Source organism: Streptococcus mitis (assembly GCF_946190325.1).
GTDB classification, from domain to species: Bacteria; Bacillota; Bacilli; order Lactobacillales; family Streptococcaceae; genus Streptococcus; species Streptococcus mitis_CF.
The window spans coordinates 284,321-304,898 of sequence record NZ_CAMHZR010000002.1 but is presented as its reverse complement, the minus strand read 5'-3'; the positions used below and the strand labels follow the sequence as shown (position 1 = coordinate 304,898).

Below are 20,578 nucleotides of genomic sequence, written 5' to 3'. Positions count from 1 at the left end.
CCCCCTCTATAGCAGAGATGAAAATTACCTATAAAATTTTTAATATAAATGTTATTTGCTATAGTTGGAAGATAAAAATTATGCCCTAAAAAAACCGAGAAGCTTTCTTCTCGGTTTTTGATTATTTCAATTGATCTGTAATGTCTTTTGATAGCAACATTCCTAGATGATAAGTTTTATTGATGTAAGCAATGACATCATTGATGTTTTCAGTCGTGTGAATTTTCTCTTTGATGTCAGACCTAAATGTTTCATCCTTTAAAAGTTGTTCTTGGTAGAGTTTTTGCAGTCTCTCCTTCTCGTACTTATTAAGCAGAAAAAGGAAAACCAAGCTAATCACAACGAGGATATAAGCATATTGGCTCATAGGATATCTCCCTGTATGATAAAGAAGTAGTAGTGAATAAATCGATTTAGTGAAGCGCCTAACCAAATCACCATAGTTACGACGTCATGTTCTCTAAATCGATTATATTTAGAGAACATGACTAGTGAAGCGGTTAGCTAGTTCGCATAAAAGCGACTAGCGTCTAACAATTAGGAACTTTAGTTCCAATTGTTAGTACTGAATCACATCTTCTCTGGCGCTTCTACTCCAAGCAAGCGAAGGGCTTCTTTGAGAACGACTGCGGTTGCGTAGCTGAGTGCTAGACGGCTGTCGCGTTCTGGACTTTCATCCAAGATACGTGTATGTGCATAATATTTGTTGAAGGCTTGAGCCAGGCTAATTGCAAATTTTGCAATGATAGAAGGTTCAAAGTTATCCGCCGCACGGTTAATAATACGTGGGAAGTCTTGGATGAGTTTGATGATTTCCCAGCTTTCAGCATCATTCAAGCTATAGTTGCCAGCAGTTTCTGGTTTGAAGTCTGCCTTGCGTAAGATAGATTGGATACGAGCGTAGGCGTATTGAACGTAAGGGCCAGTTTCCCCCTCGAAGGATACCATGGCCTCTAGGTCGAAGTCATATCCATTTGTACGGTCGGTCTTGAGGTCATAGAATTTAATGGCTCCAACCCCAACAGCATGTGCTACCTGGTCTTTGTTTTCTAGTTCAGGATTTTTAGCCTCGATTTGGGCCTTGGCACGGCTAACAGCCTCTGCAACAGTAGGCTCTAGCAAGATGACATTCCCTTTACGAGTAGAGAGTTTTTTCCCTTCTTTTGTAACCAAACCAAAAGGAACATGAGTAATGTCTTCACTCCAGCCGTAGCCCATTTCTTTCAGGACAGCTTTGAGTTGTTTAAAGTGGGCAGATTGTTCTTGACCAACAACGTAGATAGATTTAGCAAATTGGTATTCGTTTTTACGGTAAAGGGCTGCAGCCAAGTCACGTGTAATATAGAGAGTTGCTCCATCAGATTTCTTGATGAGTGCAGGATGTTCAATTCCGTATTTCTCAAGATTCACAACTTGGGCACCTTCTGATTCAACAAGAAGGCCTTTTTCAGAAAGAATATCTACAACTGCATCCATCTTATCGTTGTAGAAGGCTTCTCCGTTGTAGCTGTCAAATTCGACTTGCAATTCATTGTAAAGGCGGTTAAATTCCACCAAACTTTCATCACGGAACCATTGCCAAAGTGCAAGAGCTTCCTCGTCTCCATTTTCAAGTTTACGGAACCATTCGCGTGCTTCTTCATCCAAGCTAGGGTCATTTTCAGCCTCAGCGTTGATGCGGACATAGAGTTTAAGAAGTTCATCGATTGGATGAGCTTTTACAGCTTCTTCGTCGCCCCATTTTTTGTAGGCAACAATCAACATCCCAAACTGTTTACCCCAGTCTCCCAAATGGTTGACCTTGACCGTTTGATAACCGATTTTTTGGAAAATATGTGACAAGCTATCTCCGATAACAGTTGAGCGTAGGTGACCAATAGAAAATGGTTTAGCGATATTGGGACTAGACATGTCGATAACAACATTTTCTTGTTTGCCAATAGTTTGGTCAGCATAGTGTTCTTTTTGAGTGATAACAGCTTGCAATACTTGAGCAGAAATGGCAGATTTATCAAGGAAAAAGTTAACGTAAGGTCCTGTTGCAACTACCTTTTCAAAGGCTTGACTGTTAATTTTTTCAGCCAGTTCAGCCGCAATCATTTGAGGCGCTTTACGTTCGACTTTAGCAAGAGAAAAAGCAGGGAAAGCGATGTCCCCCATTTCTGAGTTTTTAGGGGTTTCCAGTAAATTTAAAATAGCCTCTTGGTCCAGGCTATCAATGACGCTAGCCAATTCGCTAGCAATCAATTCTTTTGTATTCATTAAGAGCTCCTTTTGGACTTTTCTACTATTTTATCACAATTTTAAAGAAAGAAGAAAAAATTTTTGAAATCTCCTATTTTTTTGGTATAATATAGTTATAAAATTAGTTATAAATATGCATATAAGAGGATTTTATGAGAAAAAGAGATCGTCATCAGTTAATAAAAAAAATGATTACTGAGGAGAAATTAAGTACACAAAAAGAAATTCAAGATCGGTTGGAGGCGCACAATGTTTTTGTGACGCAGACAACCCTGTCTCGTGATTTGCGCGAAATCGGCTTGACCAAGGTCAAGAAAAATGATATGGTGTATTATGTACTAGCAAATGAGACAGAAAAGATTGATTTGGTGGAATTTTTGTCTCATCATTTAGAAGGTGTTGCAAGAGCAGAGTTTACCTTGGTACTTCATACCAAATTGGGAGAAGCCTCTGTTTTGGCAAATATTGTAGATGCAAACAAGGATGAATGGATTTTAGGAACAGTTGCTGGTGCCAATACCTTATTGGTTATTTGTCGAGACCAGCACGTTGCCAAACTCATGGAAGATCGTTTGCTAGATTTGATGAAAGATAAGTAAGGTCTTGAGAGTCGCTCTCAAGACTTATTTTTGACAAGGAGAGACGGAAAATGGCGACAGAGAAGCTATCACCCGGCATGCAACAGTATGTGGATATTAAAAAGCAATATCCAGATGCGTTTTTGCTCTTTCGGATGGGTGATTTTTATGAATTATTTTATGAGGATGCGGTCAATGCTGCGCAGATTCTGGAAATTTCCTTAACGAGTCGCAACAAGAATGCCGACAATCCGATTCCTATGGCGGGTGTCCCCTATCATTCTGCCCAGCAGTATATAGATGTCTTGATTGAGCAGGGCTATAAGGTAGCTATCGCAGAGCAGATGGAAGATCCTAAACAAGCAGTTGGGGTTGTGAAACGAGAGGTTGTTCAGGTCATTACACCCGGGACAGTAGTCGATAGCACTAAGCCAGACAGTCAGAACAACTTCTTGGTTGCTATAGATCGAGATGGCAATCAATTTGGCTTAGCTTATATGGACCTGGTGACGGGTGACTTTTATGTGACAGGTCTTTTGGATTTCACGCTGGTTTGTGGGGAAATCCGTAATCTCAAGGCGCGAGAAGTGGTGCTGGGTTATGACTTGTCTGAGGAAGAAGAACAAATCCTCAGTCGTCAGATGAATCTGGTGCTTTCATATGAAAAAGAAGGCTTTGAAGACCTTCATTTACTGGATTCACGATTGGCATCTGTGGAGCAAGCGGCATCTAGTAAATTGCTCCAGTATGTTCATCGAACTCAGATGAGGGAATTGAACCACCTCAAGCCTGTTATACGCTATGAAATCAAGGATTTCTTGCAGATGGATTATGCGACCAAGGCTAGTCTGGATTTGGTTGAGAATGCTCGTTCAGGAAAGAAGCAAGGTAGTCTTTTCTGGCTTTTGGATGAAACCAAGACGGCTATGGGAATGCGTCTCTTGCGGTCTTGGATCCATCGTCCCTTGATTGATAAGGAACGAATCGTCCAACGTCAAGAAGTGGTGCAGGTCTTCCTCGACCATTTCTTTGAGCGTAGTGATTTGACAGACAGTCTCAAGGGTGTCTATGATATCGAACGCTTGGCTAGTCGTGTTTCTTTTGGTAAAACCAATCCCAAGGATCTCTTGCAGTTGGCGACCACCTTATCCAGTGTGCCACGGATTCGTGCGATTTTAGAAGGGATGGAGCAACCTGCTCTAGCTTATCTCATCGCACAATTGGATGGAATCCCTGAGTTGGAGAGTTTGATTAGCGCAGCGATTGCTCCTGAAGCTCCTCATGTGATTACAGATGGAGGAATCATTCGGACTGGATTTGATGAGACTTTAGACAAGTACCGTCGCGTTCTCAGAGAAGGGACTAGCTGGATTGCTGAGATTGAGGCTAAGGAGCGAGAAAATTCTGGTATCAGCACGCTCAAGATTGACTACAATAAGAAGGATGGCTACTATTTCCATGTGACCAATTCTCAACTGGGAAATGTGCCTGCTCACTTTTTCCGCAAGGCGACGCTGAAAAACTCAGAACGTTTTGGAACCGAAGAATTAGCCCGTATCGAAGGAGATATGCTGGAGGCGCGTGAAAAGTCAGCAAACCTAGAGTATGAAATTTTTATGCGCATCCGTGAGGAAGTCAGTAAGTATATCCAGCGTTTGCAGGCTCTAGCTCAAGGAATTGCGACAGTTGATGTCTTACAGAGTCTGGCGGTTGTGGCTGAAACCCAGCATTTGATTCGGCCAGAGTTCGGAGAGGATTCGCGAATTGATATCCAGAAAGGGCGCCATGCTGTCGTTGAAAAGGTTATGGGGGCTCAGACCTATATTCCAAATACGATTCAGATGGCAGAAGATACCAGTATTCAACTGATTACAGGGCCCAACATGAGCGGAAAGTCAACCTATATGCGTCAGTTAGCCATGACGTCGGTTATGGCCCAGATGGGGTCTTATGTGCCAGCAGAAAGCGCCCATTTACCGATTTTTGATGCGATTTTTACCCGTATCGGAGCAGCAGATGACTTGGTTTCAGGTCAATCAACCTTCATGGTAGAGATGATGGAGGCTAACAATGCCATTTCGCATGCGACCAAGGACTCTCTCATTCTCTTTGATGAATTGGGACGGGGAACTGCAACTTATGACGGGATGGCTCTTGCTCAGTCTATCATCGAATACATTCACGAGCATATCGGAGCCAAGACCCTCTTTGCGACCCACTACCATGAGTTGACTAGTCTGGAGTCCAGCTTGAAACATTTAGTCAATGTTCACGTGGCAACCTTGGAGCAGGATGGGCAGGTCACCTTCCTTCATAAAATTGAACCAGGACCAGCTGATAAATCCTACGGTATCCATGTTGCCAAGATTGCTGGCTTGCCAGCAGACCTTTTAGCAAGGGCGGATAAGATTTTGACTCAGCTAGAGAGTCAAGGAACAGAAAGTCCTGCTCCCATGAGACAAACAAGTGCCGTCACTGAACAGATTTCACTCTTTGATACGACTGAAGAACATCCTGTCCTAGCAGAATTAGCTAAATTGGACATTTACAATATGACACCTATGCAGGCTATGAATGTCTTGGTTGAGTTAAAACAGAAACTATAAAAATAATCCCACTCATGCATTTGTGAGTGGGATTATTGCTATTACTTTCTATGCTCCAAGAGTTGATTGATATGGTCTACTTTTTTTGATGCTCTTTTATAGGAAATAGTCCAAATGATGAGGTAGACAATTGCAAACTCGATAATGAGCTGGAGGTAGAAATTCCAGTGGAAGGGGAACCAACCAGCTAGGGTTGCTAGTGGGATAAAGCCTACTAGCATGAGGAAAAAATGAGTCAGAGTCGCACGGAGTAAGCTCCAGTCACGGCTGAATAAGCGGTTGCCAAAGTTAAAGAGAATACCGATGGCTGCCCAGATCAGTGTGCAGTAGAGCAAGACCAGGGCACCGTGAATCTGATGTTGGGTCATCACTTGGCCGATGAGAGAGTCGGAACTTAGTGGTGCGTAGGTATTTGGTGCATAAATGAGTGAAAAGATGATAGAGAGGATGAGGCCGATAAGAACACCGGCAGCTGCATCGTGGAAGATTTGTTTTTTCATAGTTCTAATTTCTCCTTGATGGTTTTTAGGTAACGGCGTGAAGAGTAGGTGAAACTTTCGTTTTTCAAGAAAATTTCTACCAGACCGTTGGGCGTGAGCTTGAGATGAGAGATGGAGTTGATATTGATGATTTCTGATTGGGAAATTTGGATAAAATTGGTTGGCAGAATTTCAAGGACCTGATAGAGTCGCAAATCAATGCTGTAGGTCTGACTTGCTGTTTCTGCTAGAACTTTCCGATTCTCGATATAGAAGCGTTGTATCTTACCAATCTCAACGAGATAGACCTGATTATCGATTTTCCCTTTGATTTTTTCTGTTAGATCCAGATTTTCTGCGAACTCGATGACTTTCTGGACTTTATCTGTCGGCTGAGGTGCTTGCACAATCAGCTTTTCCTCTTCGTAAGTCTCGCTAATCTGTAGTTCTACTTTCATAAATTTCTCTCCTTTTCAGTTATACAAGATTGTGATCACTTCCTGTACACCTTTATTAAACACTATTTTATAGCCTATGGCAAGGGACTTTGTCTATGTGGAGGGATTTGACTCCTATGTGGCGCTTGCTTTTCTGTCCTATCTGAAATATGGTATAATAGCACTAATCAATTTCTAGGAAAATAGATACGGAAAGGGGCTGAAAGATGTCTCATATTATTGAATTGCCAGAGGTGTTGGCAAACCAGATTGCAGCTGGAGAGGTCATTGAGCGTCCAGCTAGTGTTGTTAAGGAGCTGGTAGAAAATGCTATTGATGCGGACTCTAGTCAGATTATCATTGAGATTGAGGAAGCAGGTCTCAAGAAAATCCAAATCACAGATAATGGTCATGGAATTGCCCACGATGAGGTGGAATTGGCCTTGCGTCGTCATGCGACCAGTAAGATAAAAAATCAGGCAGATCTTTTTCGGATTCGGACGCTTGGTTTTCGTGGTGAAGCTCTGCCCTCTATCGCATCCGTCAGCGTTTTAACTCTTTTGACAGCAGTTGAGGGCGCAAGTCATGGGACTAAGCTCGTTGCGCGTGGGGGAGAAGTTGAAGAAGTCATCCCAGCGACTAGTCCTGTGGGAACCAAGGTTTGTGTGGAGGACCTCTTTTTCAACACGCCTGCCCGCCTCAAGTATATGAAGAGTCAGCAAGCGGAGCTGTCCCATATCATTGATATTGTCAATCGTCTGGGTTTGGCCCATCCTGAGATTTCTTTCAGCTTGATTAGTGATGGCAAGGAAATGACGCGGACAGCTGGGACTGGTCAACTGCGTCAAGCTATTGCAGGGATTTACGGTTTGGTCAGTGCCAAGAAGATGATTGAAATTGAGAATTCTGACCTTGATTTCGAAATTTCAGGCTTTGTTTCCCTGCCTGAGTTGACTCGGGCTAATCGCAACTATATCAGTCTCTTTATCAATGGCCGTTATATCAAGAACTTCCTGCTCAATCGTGCTATTTTAGATGGTTACGGAAGTAAGCTCATGGTGGGACGCTTTCCGTTGGCTGTCATTCACATCCATATCGACCCTTATCTGGCTGATGTCAATGTGCATCCAACCAAGCAAGAGGTGCGGATTTCTAAGGAAAAAGAACTGATGACGCTGGTCTCAGAAGCTATTGCAAATAGTCTCAAGGAACAAGCCTTGATACCTGATGCCTTGGAAAATCTTGCCAAATCGACCGTGCGCAATCGTCAAAAGGTGGAGCAGACCATTCTCCCACTCAAAGAAAATACGCTCTACTATGAGAAAAAAGAGCCGACAAGACCTAGTCAAGCTGAAGTAGCTGATTATCAGGTAGAATTGACTGATGCAGGACAAGACTTGACTTTGTTTGCCAAGGAAACCTTGGACCAATTGACCAAGCCAGCAAAACTGCATTTTGCAGAGAGAAAGCCAGCTAACTACGATCAATTAGACCATCCAGAGTTAGATCTTGCTAGCCTTGATAAGGCCTATGATAAGCTGGAGCGAGAAGAATCTTCAAGCTTTCCAGAGTTGGAATTTTTCGGGCAAATGCATGGAACCTATCTCTTTGCTCAAGGGCGAGATGGGCTCTACATCATAGACCAACATGCGGCTCAGGAACGGGTTAAGTACGAGGAGTACCGTGAAAGCATTGGTAATGTTGACCAGAGCCAGCAGCAACTCCTAGTGCCCTATATCTTTGAATTTCCAGCGGATGATGCCCTCCGCCTCAAAGAAAGGATGGCACTTTTGGAGGAAGTGGGAGTCTTTCTAGCAGAGTATGGAGAAAATCAATTTATCCTACGTGAACATCCTATTTGGATGGCAGAAGAAGAGATTGAGTCAGGCATCTATGAAATGTGTGACATGCTCCTTTTGACCAAGGAAGTTTCTATCAAGAAATACCGAGCAGAGCTGGCTATCATGATGTCCTGCAAGCGGTCGATTAAGGCCAATCATCGTATTGATGACCATTCAGCTAGACAGCTGCTTTATCAACTTTCTCAATGTGATAATCCCTACAACTGTCCCCACGGACGTCCTGTTTTGGTACATTTTACCAAGTCAGATATGGAAAAAATGTTCCGACGCATTCAGGAAAATCACACCAGTTTACGTGAGTTGGGGAAATACTAAACTAAAAGGAAAACTATGTACGAATATTTAAAAGGAATCATTACCAAAATCACTGCTAAATACATTGTTCTTGAAACCAACGGTATCGGTTATATCCTGCATGTGGCCAATCCCTATGCTTATTCAGGTCAGGTTAACCAAGAAGCTCAAATTTATGTGCATCAAGTTGTACGTGAGGACGCCCATCTGCTTTATGGATTTCGCTCAGAAGACGAGAAAAAGCTCTTTCTCAGTCTGATTTCGGTATCTGGGATTGGTCCTGTATCAGCTCTTGCTATTATCGCTGCTGATGACAATGCTGGCTTGGTTCAAGCCATTGAAACCAAGAACATCACCTACTTGACTAAGTTCCCTAAAATTGGCAAGAAAACAGCCCAGCAGATGGTGCTGGACTTGGAAGGCAAGGTAGTAGTTGCAGGAGATGACCTTCCTGCTAAGGTGGCAGTGCAAGCTAGCGCTGAAAACCAAGAATTGGAAGAAGCTATGGAAGCCATGTTGGCACTGGGCTACAAGGCAACTGAGCTCAAGAAAATCAAGAAATTCTTTGAAGGAACGACAGATACAGCTGAGAATTACATCAAGTCTGCCCTCAAAATGTTGGTCAAATAGGAGCAGAACATGACAAAACGTTGTTCGTGGGTCAAGATGACCAATCAGCTCTACATTGCCTATCATGATGAGGAGTGGGGGCAGCCCCTACATGATGACCAAGCATTGTTTGAGTTATTGTGTATGGAAACCTATCAGGCAGGCCTGTCTTGGGAAACGGTACTCAACAAACGCCAAGCTTTCCGAGAATCCTTTCATGGCTATCAAATTCAAGCAGTCGCAGAGATGACCGACACCGAATTGGAAGCCTTGCTGGATAATCCAGCTATCATCCGAAACAGAGCCAAGATTTTTGCTACACGCGTTAACGCCCAAGCATTTTTACGACTACAGGAAGAATATGGCTCTTTTGATGCCTATCTTTGGTCCTTTGTTGAGGGGAAAACGATCGTTAACGATGTTTCCGATTACCGCCAAGCCCCAGCTAAAACACCCTTGTCTGAGAAATTGGCCAAAGATCTCAAAAAACGAGGCTTTAAGTTCACAGGCCCAGTCGCTGTCTTGTCTTTTCTACAGGCTGCAGGACTAGTTGATGACCATGAGAATGATTGTGAGTGGAAAAGCGGTCATTAGTGGGTATAGGTGACTAGAATATCTTAGAATAGAAAAAAGCTGAGAAACTTTTCCCAGCTTTTTATATATACTATTAGATTGGTTAGAGTGAAGTCAGAAAAGTGATTCCACCTAAAATAACACCAGCTGAATTTGGAATGATTAGTATCCAATCCTTCTTAGGTTCCTTTGTCCATCCATAAATAACCCAGATTAAGCAAGATATTGCAGCTGATAAAGGTTGAAATGGTTGAGCTTTATTTCCCTGTAAATTAGCGATAATTTGAGGTATGTAGGCAATAAATACTATAATTCCAATAAAGGCACCAATAGAACCTACGATTCGATTAATTTTTTGTTTTGTCATATACACCTCCTTTAAAAGGATATCATAGAAATTAGCGAAATGCAATAAATTCAGATACAAATTGTAACGAAAACCAATACAAAAGCATAAAAATAGAGAAACTATTTATTTTTTGTTATAGTCAAAGCGAATGACTTGTTCCTGTGCATCTACATGAGCATGGACCCCAAAGGGTACAATTGCTCTTGGAGTTGCGTGGCCGACATTCAGATTATAGACAATCGGGATATTGCTGTCAATGATATCCAATAGTGCCTCTTTATAGTCGTCATAGAAAGTTTCATCCATAGGTTTCCCGACCAGGAGTCCACTGATGGCCTCGAATATACCAGTGTTCTTTAAAGTTTGCAACATCTTTTTGAAGTCTTTCGGCTTAGGCTTTTCTTCGCTTGTTTCTAGTAAGAGGATTTTTCCTTCCCAGTCTGACAAGTCAGGGAAAAGTTTGTATTTTTGGCAGAGCTCCGTGCTATCTGTGTATCGAGAGTTGTCAAAGATATCGTAGAGAGATTCGAGGCAACCACCGAGGATTTTTCCCTCGAATTGGGCATTTCCTTGCAACAACTCAAAACCGGTATTTGTATGACTGACACGAGGTGTCCCCAGAGCTTTGGGACTAAAATCAGTTCGTTCCTCATACCAAACATTGCTAGGGCGAATTTCTGAGATTCTTCCTGTCTCAATCAATTCTTTAAAGTAGTGAAGGCTATAGGTCAGCATTTCTTTATCTAGTTCACAAATGTCTGCTAAAAAGGATTGACCATAAAAAGTCTTGATTCCTAGTTTATGAAACATGAGATGGTTCATGGTTGTATCCGAGAAGCCAAGAAAAATCTTTTGTTTGATAACCTTTTGTAGTTGGTCATTTTCAAAAAGATAAGGTAGTAAGCGATAGGTATCGTCTCCACCAATGGCGCATAGGATCATGTCGATGTTATCATCAGAAAAGGCCTGCATTAAATCCTCTGCACGAGCTTCAGGATGGTCCTTGATAAAGTCTAAGCCTTTTTGCGAATGGGGCAAAAAGATAGGATTGATTCCCAGGTCCTTGAGACGTTGGACACCCAAGTCCACTTCGTGTTTGACAAAGTCTTCTCCGATAATGCCACTAGATAAACTAATAATACCAATAGTAGAAATCATATCTCATCCTCCTAGAAATAGATTGATACTCTTCGAAAATCTCTTCAAACCACGTCAGCTTTATCTACAACCTCAAAGCTGTGCTTTGAGCAACCTGCGGCTAGCTTCCTAGTTTGCTCTTTGATTTTCATTGAGTATGAGCCTATTTTATCACAAAAGATGAGAGAAGACTATATGGATTAGAGTCAGAAGTTCTATTGTATATCAAGAAAGCAAGAAAAAGCAACCGCACCTGCAGTTGCTTTTTTGATTCTTCTTAATAGCGTGTTGGTCCTGCACTTGCGCTACGGATATTCAAGCGTTTCTTGAGATAGAAGCGTAGGGCTAGGAGGGCTGCTCCGATAATAGCCAGTGGCACTGGAGCCAGTACTGGGTTAAGGCTGGCTGGTAGGAAGCTTGTTGCAAAGAAGACAAGCAACCAAAGGAACATAGAAGCTAGGATAACTAGTACAGATTTCCAGAAAGGTGGGCGTTGACTGCGATCCATGTCTGGTCCATAATATTGGTAAACAAAGTAGTACATCAAGTAGAAGGCAAATCCACCAACCAGTCCAACTAGCAGGAGAGTGACAAATCCATAGCCGAAAGCTTGATCTGCCGCAAAGAAAGTTGTGAGGGCGCTGACGAGGGCAAATAGGCTAGTGATGAAAAGAGCTGAGTCCATAATCATGAGTTTTGGATCATCATTTTCTTTTGGATGCTCTTTTTCATATTGTTCCTTGACAGTGAAACTATGAGCCCAGTGGGTCGGTGCGCCATAGAGAGAACGAGCAGTCGTACCCTTGGCTTGCTCTTCAAGGATTTTGGGAATGACTTCCTCAAAGATTGCCTTGATTTCAGCGTCTGTTTTCCCATCTTTGATGAATTGTTGGGTAGCAATGTGGATAAACTCTTGGTTTTTCTTAGTTAATTTTTGTAGATCAATCTGAGACATAGGAACTCCTCTTAGAACCATTTTTTATGGATGAGATAGAGAGTGAGCGAGACACTCATAGCAAAGGCAATAAAGACGATTAACCAGAAGGCATTTGGCTCGCCGTTTAGGGGGATTTCATTATCCTTAAAGTTCATCCCGTAGGCAGAAAAGACCATGGTTGGGATGGACATGACGATGGTCACAAGGGCCAAGGTTTTCATGATGTTGTTCTGGTTGTTGGAAATGATAGAGGCGAAGGTCTCTGTCATAGAATGCAAGACGTTTCCATAAATGTCTGCCATCTCGATGGCCTGTTGGGTTTCAATCAGGGTGTCTTCAAGCAGGTCTTCGTCCTCAAGGTATTTCTTGATGTTGCTGGTTGAGCTGGTCAATTTCTTAATCACGCGCTCATTTGTTTTGAGGGAGGCCTTGAAATAGACGATGGTTTTTTCCAATTCCATGAGCTCAATCAATTCTTCATTACGAGTTGATTGATGCAGTTGACTTTCGATTTGTTCACTCTTACGGTCGATTGAACGAAGGGCTGTTAGGTAAAGCTCTGCATTGCGATAGAGAATCTGAAAGATAAAACGCGAACGCATGAAAGTGTAGAAATTACGCAATCGACGGTTGATAAAGACATCGAGGACCGGTAATGGTTCCAAACACGTAGTGATAATGGTTTCCTCGGTGATGATAATACCAAGCGGTATGGTGACGTAGTAGGTGCGGTTATTTCTTTCTTCTGTGACCGGCACGTCAACGATAATCAGGGTGTACTCGTCTTCAATCGTAATACGAGACATTTCTTCCGCATCGAGCGGTGCTCGGAGGTCGGCAATATCAATATCGAAGGCGTTGGCGATTTCGAGTGATTCATTTTGAGTCGGATTGACGAGATTGATCCAAGTACCCGGTTCAAGCGTATCGATCTCTTTAAATTCAGTTGTTGTAGAGAGAAAAACTTGTTTCATATCCCTTATCCTTTCTCATTTTTCAGATTTTTTCACACCGTACTATTATACTACAAAATCGGCTTTTTTCAAATAAAATCTTACAAAGGCACCGTTGTTATTGGCTTTTTGCTTTGTCTTGAAATGTTGATTTTTAAATTTGCTCCCCTTTTTGCTCCCCCTATAGTGCTTTTAGTGCAGTTTCGTAGAATGATACTGCTTTTTTTGCGTTCTCTTTTGAGAGGTGGCTGTATATATCCATGGTCATTGATAAAGTGGAATGACCTAGGCGGTACTGGAGTTCTTTGTAAGGAATACCAGAGTTAAGCAATAAACTAGCGTGAGTGTGACGGAATCCATGAAAGCCAATGCTAGGAACATCAGCACGCTTAAAATGTGTTTGCAATCTTCTTTTAAGTCTTGAACTGCTAGGATAGTCATGAATGAAATCAGAAAATACCACGCTTTCACGTTGCCCTATCTTCCAAGCCTCTTTAGTTTGGCGTAGTTTGTACTGCTTTAGCATGCTAACAGTCTCCTGATCTATATCTATATCCCGATAACTAGACTTTGACTTTGGGCTATTGATTTCTAGATCCCGATTTAGTGTTTTGGTAATATGCACAACGGCATTATCTAAGTCAATATCAGACCAGGAAAGGGCTAAAGCTTCATTGATACGGCAACCAGTAGCTAGTAGAAACTTATAGAGCGTTACCTCATAGTAATAACGATATCTATGAGTATCTAAATTATCGAGATAACCAAGAAATTTTTTTAGTTCTTGATTTTCAAAGTGCTTTACTTTTCTCCGCTTTGCTTTCTGAGTGTTACGAGGTAAAACAACATCACGGGCAGGATTGGACGGTATAGCTTGCATGGTTACGCCATACTGTAAGATACGTTTGTTTAAAGCATGTATCTTGTCATAATGTAGAAAAGCCCCTTTTTCCCCTCTATTAGTCTTGTCAGCAAGTTCGTTGATAATTGACTGGATAAGTGGAGTAGTGAGCTTATTGAGCTTGTAAGCCCCGAAAATAGGCAGTATATGATTATCAATTAACTTTCTAACATTGCCTTGAGTGTTTGGCTTAACCGTATTCTTATAACTTTCTAACCAGAGATTGGCTAATTCTTGATAGTTTTTTATGGTGCTAGCCTTTTGTCTAGTAGACCCTGCTTTCTGAAAAGCAATTTTTTCTTGAGTAGCTTTCTGCTTAACTTCCTTTTGTGTCCGCCCTGTTACCTTAGTTTTAACTTTCTTTCCTGTTACCTGGTCAACTCCTAGATATACATTAGCACGATAGACTTTACTACCGTCTTTTTTTATAACTTCAGTTATTTTCATGATGATAAACCTTTCTAAAATACATCAGCAGGCAAGCCATTATCAAAAAGGTTTTATATCATGCTAGGGGCTACGAGACCCCCTTATTTTCGTTTTATTTCTTCCAGTAAAGAATACATAGCATTAATGTGGTTATATTTTTGAAATTCAGGATCTTGGTTTTGTGTAATAAAGTATACGTATTGTCTACCAGATTTGAATTTATCGATAGCTTGTTTTTCCACTAATTTTTTTAAATATTTTAAAATTGTATTTTTGTGGATTTTTAGTTTTTCTTCCAAAGCCTCTCTTGTTACGAAACGGTGTTCGATTATTAACTCTAATATCTTTTTCTCATATTCGTTATCAATATCCAGATTATCTATAAGGGAAGTATCCCATAATGTAAATTCAACTGAGTCTAATTCAGTTCGTAAATTGGGATATTTTAAATGACTCTCTTTAACTGCTTCCATTATTTTGGGTATACCAGTTCCCGCTTTTTCACATAAATTTAAAAATCTAAAAATTTCTTGTATTAAGTAGTTTCTTGGATCAGAATGTGCCCCACTAAAAAAGTCCTTTATGTCAATTCTAAGTGTTCCGCCATTTGTGAATATATACCTGTCGGGATATCTAATTATCATTATCCCTTTTTCGCTTTTATAGTCGCTATGAATAAGGCTATTAATGAATGCCTCGCGAATTGCAATTCGTAATTTTGAAATTCCAATTCTATTCATAGAATTTTCTTGAATGTTAGAGTTGTCATTCAAAGTTAGATATAATTTTTCAATAACTAGGTAAAAGAAATTAAAAAGATTATCTTCCCCCCATGTACCATCATAAATCACACGATCTTTAAAGTGATTGTTTTCAGAAAACTCTTTTAGAACATATTCTACGTTATAGTGTGGAATAAACTCTTTTATTGAATTATGTGTACCAAAAATTAATAGTCCAGCAACTGTTGGCTTTATTTTATCGTCCTTGCGATCTCTTCGTAAAGCATTTATTTTTATTAAAAATTGTTCGTTATCCAACTTTGAAAAAGGGTGCTCCGCATTTATATTATCAAATTTTTCTCTATATAGCTTTATTGTTTCTGTATCTAAGTCTAAAATAGAAAAATCCTGAATAAGTGTGCTATCAAAACTTTCCTTAGCGGAATCTCTTAACATAGAGTTGATTTGCTCTTGTGAACACCTAAAATCACCAGTCCCCTGACGAAAATAGGTAGATGCTATGTTGTCATTAAGATATATAGGTTTATCCTTGTAGTCTACCTTGTTAACAGGGATAATGACAATCTCTTTTCCTTTTATATTTACGACTTCAACACTTTCTTCATTAATCACATTTCTATTAATTTTATTAGGGTTATTAAGTAAACTATATAATTCGTCCAGTACTTTATCGGGATCATTAACTCCAGAAATATAAAAATCTTTATTCTTTGTATTCTCTGAGACACCTAGAATTAACAGACCATTATTTGTATTAGCGAAGGAACAAATTGTTTTCATACCGTCTTTAGGGAAAGAATTTTTAGCTTCTTTGAATTCAACACCTTGGTTCTCCCCTGATAATAACAATTTTGGTATATCGTATTTTCTCATTTTTTCTCCAATCAATTTGCACACGCATTCGCACACGCGCGGGAAAAATAGTTTATTTTTAGTTAGCTAACAGTGCTATTAAAGGTTTTTTTGAAAGTAGATTATTCGCACACGCATTCGCACACGCGCTTCAGGATTGTTGAACATTGTGGCGCGTGGGTTAGTCTATACCCCAAAGTAACGCAAAATCATCTAGATTTTCTTTATCTTTCTTAGCTTCTTGAAGAGCTAAAGACTTAATTTCTTCAAATAGATTTTCAAACTTTTTATATAATTTGTTGTAATATTCTTGGTTGAATTCCTTATCTTCAAAAACTATGTAGAATTCACTACTTGTTTTTTGAAATACAATATCTAGCCAGAATAGGATATTACTTGTCTTTAGCGCAAGGGCATTTAAAACTTCATAGTTGTCTTTGGGATTGTATTCATTTAATGATTCAGTGATAGTAGTGAGAAACTCTTCAGGACTGATTGGGAAATTTTTACTCTTTGCTAGTTCAATTATTTCCTTGTCCCTTTTCTCTCTCTCTTTTACTTTCTGAAAAATTTTATCTTTTGAAACATTTTTTACGAGGTATTTTTCTTCGTCTAATTGTTTATCTAACATATATAAAAATTCTTTGTAAACATCTTTGTCAGAAAAGCGAGGGTCAAGATCAGATTTTTTCACTCCCAAATAATCAGCAAGTTTTTGAAGATTGCCAGATGTTGGCATTGATCTACCTTTTACATAACCAGTTATTGTACTTTTAGGAATTTCTAAAGCATTATGCAGGTCTATCTGTCTGATACCTTTTTCTTTCATAACACGGTTAAGATTATTAGAGAAATATTCTCTATTCTTTAAATCCTGAGGGCTATTTTTTGCCATTGTTAAAAACTCCCTTACTTTAATTCTACAACCTGATTATAACACAAAAAAGACAAAGTACGAAAAAAATAAAATTTTTCAACAACAGCGTTGACAAAGTACGAAAAAAATAGTACCATGATTTTATCAATCTTGAAAGGAGCTATAAGAATATGGCACAATGGACGCTAAGAGCGTGTCGAGTAAATGCAGGTTTTACTTTGCGCCAAGTGGCTAAGAAGGTCAACAAGAATTTTCAGACTATCTCAAAGTACGAAAAAGATAGTACGCTAATCCCTTTTGAGCTACTTAAAGAGTTATCGGAACTGTATCAGGTAAAACTGGACGATATTTTTTTAGGAGATAGTACGAAAAAAATAGAACTAAATCAAAAGGAAATCTAAGAAAGGAGTGAACCAATGGAACTAGTCTATATGGACGGAAAGAAAGAGCCGTATACTACGAGCGAGATTATCGCTGAATATGCTGGAATAAAACACCACGCAATACAGGAACACATTAGAAAACAAATTGGACGACTGGAGCAATTTGGAAAGGTGTCATTTAAAATGCGACCTTTACAAAGTGGCCAACAGGCAAAAGATTATATTTTGAATGAGCAACAAGCAACATTGCTGATCACATTCTTGAAGAATACCGAGCAAGTGGCCAATTTCAAAACCAACCTAGTCAAAGCATTCTTTGAAATGCGTGAGGAGCTTTCTAAGTTCCGTATGCAGAGGGCGCTAGAAAAGCCAAAAAGAAAAACCTTGCATGACAGTATTGAGAACTGGGAACAAGCCCCAAAGCACGCGCATAGCACCATGAACAACCTGCTACTAAAAGCAGTAACCGACAGGAACGCTAAGCAGTTAAGGGAAGAACGTGGGGGCTACAATGGCATTGATAGCTTGACCAGTGACGAGCTAGAGCAATACCAGGCATTTGAGGATATGGTAATAGCCATGATTGGCTTGAATATGAGTTATCAGGAAATCAAAGCTATGGCATTCAGAAATAAAAAAACACGCACTAAATGCGCGTGATTGCAACAAAAAAAGGCTTAGCAATAACCACACCGCAGAGCCTTTCACACTAACACTAAAACGAATTTAACAAAGCAGGCAAGCTATTATCAAAGAGGTTTTAGTAAAGATTTATAACTAGATTATAGCATATCTAGGGCATTTTGACCATACGGAGAGCGCCAACTCTTAAAACTGGTACTTTCTCACGCTTTCAATTTGGCGACTCTGAGCGTGAGGATATCGTCTATAAGAAACAACTCAAAAAGCCCCACGCTCTCGGTCGGCAAACTTATGAGCGTGAGGAACTTCATTACAAGAAAAACTGTATAAGAAACAACCATTCAAAATCCCCACACTCGCCATCGCAAAACTTTGAGTGTGAGGATATCCAGTATAGTAAAAGACAAAGAAGGTAAAGAAAAATGGATGAATTTTTTAAAGAATTTGAAAAAGAATTAGGTAGCGTAGAGGAAAAGCTAGATATTTTATCAGAGTGGCATTTATCAAAGAAACACCATGGAGCAGCAGAGATAGCCGAAGATTGTAGATCAGCAATTAGTCAGTTATGGATGCAATTTTATAGATTATCGGAAACTTATAAACAACAGGAAGCTGACCATGAAACATTTTTAGACGCCAACATCAGCAATTTATTTGGCGAGTTAAAGAAACATGATGAATTTTTAGCAAATAATTCCATAAAATTAGGGAAAGAACGTCCACACTGGTTATTATTTAATTATTTGAATAGAGCGGTTAGGAGTTTTACTAAGCCAGAAGAATTAGTAACAGATAATACTGGTAATATTTGGAATTATCTACGTAGCCTAATTATCAAGGATTTGAAAGAAAGAGGGTTATAACATGAATGAACTAGATTTAAGCAACACACAAGCGGTAATCTGTATGGTGGTATTAATTGGCTTACTGTTTTATCTAAACCACCGAGACCGCAAAAGAAGCGCCCAATTTGAGCGAGAAAGCAAACAGACGATAGAAACACCTAGCAAGGATTTAAACCCTGAATATGGGCGATATATCCAGCTTGCAGGGGTCAACGTATGGGGAGGAACTGAATGAGTCTATCAGAGAATGATAAACGAGTATTAAGACTAATCAAGGTAGGGGCTGAGAACTCCATAACAGGGGCAGAAATCAGCCTGATCACTAAGCTGGCAGAAAGAACCGTGCAAGATATTATCAGCCGTCTAATCACGCGCCACAGCGTTCCTATTGTTGGGGTTCGCCATGGGACATTTAGGGGATATTTTATCCCAGTTAACAAAGATGAACTATTGGACGGTGCCAAAACATTTTACAATCAGATACGTGAAGAAGAAAAGCGCCTAGCGGTGTTGATGAACAGCGACCTAGAAAGCTACAAAGAAACCTTGAAGGAGGTGGGCGGATATGTTTAGCCTAAGCCGAGAAAGTGAGCAAGACCTAGCGCATGGCATTCTGGAGGTAGTGGAAAGATACCTGGAAGCGCGTGATACAGTCAAACCACGACTGACAGGTTTAATCTCAGCCCAGGAAGTCATGGGCGAGTTAGATATAAAATATCTGACACTCCAAAAGTGGGAAAAAGCAGGGCTAAGACGATACCATCCACCGCTTGAAGATACAAGAAAGGTTTATTATAAAATAACTGACATCTGGAAGTTTCTGGGGGTAGAAAATGGGTAGATATAACACACACCCAGCACAGGGCGGAGGCCATTATCATGACATTAAATTGTATAAGCACCGTGGCAGATCTTTGGAACAGTTCCAAGAACAAAAGCTACTGAAGAAGTTAAGAAAGAAACGCAAAAAGGGGCGATAGTATGACAATTTATGAGGCTAAAGGCTTTCAGAGTAATCTTGTTTATCCATTTGATAAAATTGAGCCGTTCCAGTACATTGAACGCTTTAAGCCTTTGGTAGTCCCTGAAGGGGCAAACATTGAAGAATTTAAACGTACACAAGCGCCTTACTGTATCAGTGGGAAAGTGACGCCAGAAAAGCATGGCAGTTACAAGCGAAACAACTCCAGTCTAATCTATCGGGATTTGATTTTCCTTGATTATGATGATATACAGGGGACGTCTGAGGGCTTTATAAAGGCTGTTTCTAGCGCTTTATTTGGCTACTCCTATATCTTATACCCGACTATTAAACATAGCTTAGAAAAGCCCCGTTTTCGCCTTGTAGTGAAGCCTGACAACATGATGAACGAGGCAACCTATAAGCAGGTAGTGAAAGAGATTGCTGATAAGATTGGGCTACCCTTTGACATGGCCAGTTTAACATGGTCACAACTCCAAGGGCTACCAGTAACAACAGGCAACCCAGCAGACTATCAAAAAATCGTAGAGCATGGCCTAGATTATCCAGTCCCTAAGGTTGAACCAAGAGCGAAGCAAGAAACTACGGAGCGTTACAAGCCTAGAGCAAGTGGCCAGAGGTCAATGACTATGAGGATCATTGACACACTTTTTAATGGCTTTGGAGACGAGGGAGGGCGTAACGTGGCAGTGACACGATTTGTAGGCTTACTCTTTAACAAGTGGGTTGATTGTGACCTAGAGACCGCCTACGAACTGACAAAGATAGCTAATAGCGTGACGGCTGAACCATTGCCTATTGAAGAGCTAGACCGCACTTTTAGCAGTATAGCACGGGCTGAATATAGAAAGAGAGGTTAGAACCAT

General features: G+C 40.4%; 23 protein-coding genes. 12 read left to right on the top strand and 11 right to left on the bottom strand.

What is annotated here, in order from left to right; genetic code table 11:
- Window positions 1–121: 121 nt before the first annotated feature.
- Together N8M95_RS04430 and argS are read right to left on the bottom strand one after the other, a co-directional pair.
- Window positions 122–367, bottom strand: coding sequence for a hypothetical protein (locus tag N8M95_RS04430; protein ID WP_042751768.1), 246 nt, complete (start codon window positions 365–367; stop codon window positions 122–124).
- Window positions 368–570: 203 nt separating this feature from the next.
- Window positions 571–2,262, bottom strand: a complete 1,692-nt coding sequence (gene argS, locus N8M95_RS04425; RefSeq protein ID WP_261116688.1) for an arginine--tRNA ligase — start codon at window positions 2,260–2,262, stop codon at window positions 571–573.
- Between the two features lie 134 nt (window positions 2,263–2,396).
- Here argS and argR point away from each other — a divergent pair, with 134 nt between their 5' ends.
- Window positions 2,397–2,843 (top strand): arginine repressor, encoded by a 447-nt coding sequence (gene argR, locus N8M95_RS04420; protein WP_001231476.1) that lies wholly within the window; start codon window positions 2,397–2,399, stop codon window positions 2,841–2,843.
- Between the two features lie 50 nt (window positions 2,844–2,893).
- The gene (gene mutS / locus N8M95_RS04415; protein WP_261116687.1) at window positions 2,894–5,428 is read left to right on the top strand and encodes a DNA mismatch repair protein MutS; all 2,535 of its coding nucleotides are present in this window, start codon (window positions 2,894–2,896) and stop codon (window positions 5,426–5,428) included.
- A gap of 41 nt (window positions 5,429–5,469) precedes the next feature.
- Here mutS and N8M95_RS04410 read toward each other — a convergent pair whose 3' ends face one another.
- Window positions 5,470–5,928, bottom strand: a complete 459-nt coding sequence (locus N8M95_RS04410; protein ID WP_120719091.1) for a DUF3021 domain-containing protein — start codon at window positions 5,926–5,928, stop codon at window positions 5,470–5,472.
- The gene (locus tag N8M95_RS04405) at window positions 5,925–6,365 is read right to left on the bottom strand and encodes a LytTR family DNA-binding domain-containing protein (protein WP_120719092.1); all 441 of its coding nucleotides are present in this window, start codon (window positions 6,363–6,365) and stop codon (window positions 5,925–5,927) included. The genes N8M95_RS04410 and N8M95_RS04405 overlap by 4 nt, the downstream gene beginning before the upstream one ends.
- 206 nt (window positions 6,366–6,571) lie before the next feature.
- On the opposite strand from N8M95_RS04405, the gene mutL reads away from it, so the two are divergent.
- The 3 genes from mutL to N8M95_RS04390 are packed head-to-tail and all read left to right on the top strand — an operon-like array spanning window position 6,572 to window position 9,703.
- Window positions 6,572–8,521, top strand: coding sequence for a DNA mismatch repair endonuclease MutL (gene mutL, locus N8M95_RS04400; protein ID WP_261027265.1), 1,950 nt, complete (start codon window positions 6,572–6,574; stop codon window positions 8,519–8,521).
- A gap of 15 nt (window positions 8,522–8,536) precedes the next feature.
- The gene (gene ruvA / locus N8M95_RS04395) at window positions 8,537–9,130 is read left to right on the top strand and encodes a Holliday junction branch migration protein RuvA (RefSeq protein ID WP_000273417.1); all 594 of its coding nucleotides are present in this window, start codon (window positions 8,537–8,539) and stop codon (window positions 9,128–9,130) included.
- 9 nt (window positions 9,131–9,139) lie between these two features.
- Window positions 9,140–9,703: a DNA-3-methyladenine glycosylase I gene (locus N8M95_RS04390; protein ID WP_120719094.1), complete on the top strand. Its 564-nt coding sequence runs from the start codon at window positions 9,140–9,142 to the stop codon at window positions 9,701–9,703.
- Window positions 9,704–9,785: 82 nt separating this feature from the next.
- On the opposite strand, the gene N8M95_RS04385 is transcribed toward N8M95_RS04390, so the two are convergent.
- From N8M95_RS04385 to N8M95_RS04355, 7 genes are all read right to left on the bottom strand, one after another.
- Complete coding sequence (locus N8M95_RS04385) at window positions 9,786–10,049, bottom strand: SemiSWEET family transporter (RefSeq protein ID WP_000166114.1); 264 nt, start codon at window positions 10,047–10,049, stop codon at window positions 9,786–9,788.
- A gap of 105 nt (window positions 10,050–10,154) precedes the next feature.
- Window positions 10,155–11,189: a S66 family peptidase gene (locus N8M95_RS04380; RefSeq protein ID WP_261116686.1), complete on the bottom strand. Its 1,035-nt coding sequence runs from the start codon at window positions 11,187–11,189 to the stop codon at window positions 10,155–10,157.
- A gap of 256 nt (window positions 11,190–11,445) precedes the next feature.
- Window positions 11,446–12,123: a DUF1129 domain-containing protein gene (locus N8M95_RS04375; protein ID WP_261116685.1), complete on the bottom strand. Its 678-nt coding sequence runs from the start codon at window positions 12,121–12,123 to the stop codon at window positions 11,446–11,448.
- Between the two features lie 11 nt (window positions 12,124–12,134).
- Complete coding sequence (locus N8M95_RS04370) at window positions 12,135–13,079, bottom strand: magnesium transporter CorA family protein (RefSeq protein WP_000815623.1); 945 nt, start codon at window positions 13,077–13,079, stop codon at window positions 12,135–12,137.
- A gap of 160 nt (window positions 13,080–13,239) precedes the next feature.
- Complete coding sequence (locus tag N8M95_RS04365; protein WP_261116684.1) at window positions 13,240–14,406, bottom strand: tyrosine-type recombinase/integrase; 1,167 nt, start codon at window positions 14,404–14,406, stop codon at window positions 13,240–13,242.
- A gap of 83 nt (window positions 14,407–14,489) precedes the next feature.
- Window positions 14,490–16,004: an RNA-binding domain-containing protein gene (locus N8M95_RS04360; RefSeq protein ID WP_261116683.1), complete on the bottom strand. Its 1,515-nt coding sequence runs from the start codon at window positions 16,002–16,004 to the stop codon at window positions 14,490–14,492.
- Between the two features lie 160 nt (window positions 16,005–16,164).
- Window positions 16,165–16,878: a helix-turn-helix domain-containing protein gene (locus tag N8M95_RS04355; RefSeq protein ID WP_001107589.1), complete on the bottom strand. Its 714-nt coding sequence runs from the start codon at window positions 16,876–16,878 to the stop codon at window positions 16,165–16,167.
- Between the two features lie 152 nt (window positions 16,879–17,030).
- Between N8M95_RS04355 and N8M95_RS04350 the strand changes: the two genes are divergently transcribed.
- From N8M95_RS04350 to N8M95_RS04320, 7 genes are all read left to right on the top strand, one after another.
- A complete protein-coding gene (locus tag N8M95_RS04350) occupies window positions 17,031–17,261 on the top strand; it encodes a helix-turn-helix domain-containing protein (RefSeq protein ID WP_000090006.1) in 231 nt (76 codons plus the stop codon).
- A 15-nt stretch (window positions 17,262–17,276) separates the two neighbouring features.
- On the top strand, window positions 17,277–17,903 hold the full coding sequence (locus N8M95_RS04345; RefSeq protein ID WP_261116682.1) for a Rha family transcriptional regulator: 627 nt from the start codon (window positions 17,277–17,279) through the stop codon (window positions 17,901–17,903).
- A 404-nt stretch (window positions 17,904–18,307) separates the two neighbouring features.
- On the top strand, window positions 18,308–18,748 hold the full coding sequence (locus N8M95_RS04340) for a hypothetical protein (protein WP_261116681.1): 441 nt from the start codon (window positions 18,308–18,310) through the stop codon (window positions 18,746–18,748).
- Between the two features lies 1 nt (window position 18,749).
- On the top strand, window positions 18,750–18,965 hold the full coding sequence (locus N8M95_RS04335; RefSeq protein WP_261116680.1) for a hypothetical protein: 216 nt from the start codon (window positions 18,750–18,752) through the stop codon (window positions 18,963–18,965).
- Window positions 18,962–19,303, top strand: coding sequence for a DNA-binding protein (locus N8M95_RS04330; protein WP_261116679.1), 342 nt, complete (start codon window positions 18,962–18,964; stop codon window positions 19,301–19,303). Before N8M95_RS04335 ends, N8M95_RS04330 begins: the two co-directional genes overlap by 4 nt.
- Window positions 19,296–19,571: a hypothetical protein gene (locus N8M95_RS04325; RefSeq protein WP_000492141.1), complete on the top strand. Its 276-nt coding sequence runs from the start codon at window positions 19,296–19,298 to the stop codon at window positions 19,569–19,571. The genes N8M95_RS04330 and N8M95_RS04325 overlap by 8 nt, the downstream gene beginning before the upstream one ends.
- 140 nt (window positions 19,572–19,711) lie before the next feature.
- Window positions 19,712–20,572 (top strand): primase alpha helix C-terminal domain-containing protein, encoded by an 861-nt coding sequence (locus N8M95_RS04320; protein ID WP_261116678.1) that lies wholly within the window; start codon window positions 19,712–19,714, stop codon window positions 20,570–20,572.
- The last annotated feature ends 6 nt before the right edge of the window (window positions 20,573–20,578 follow it).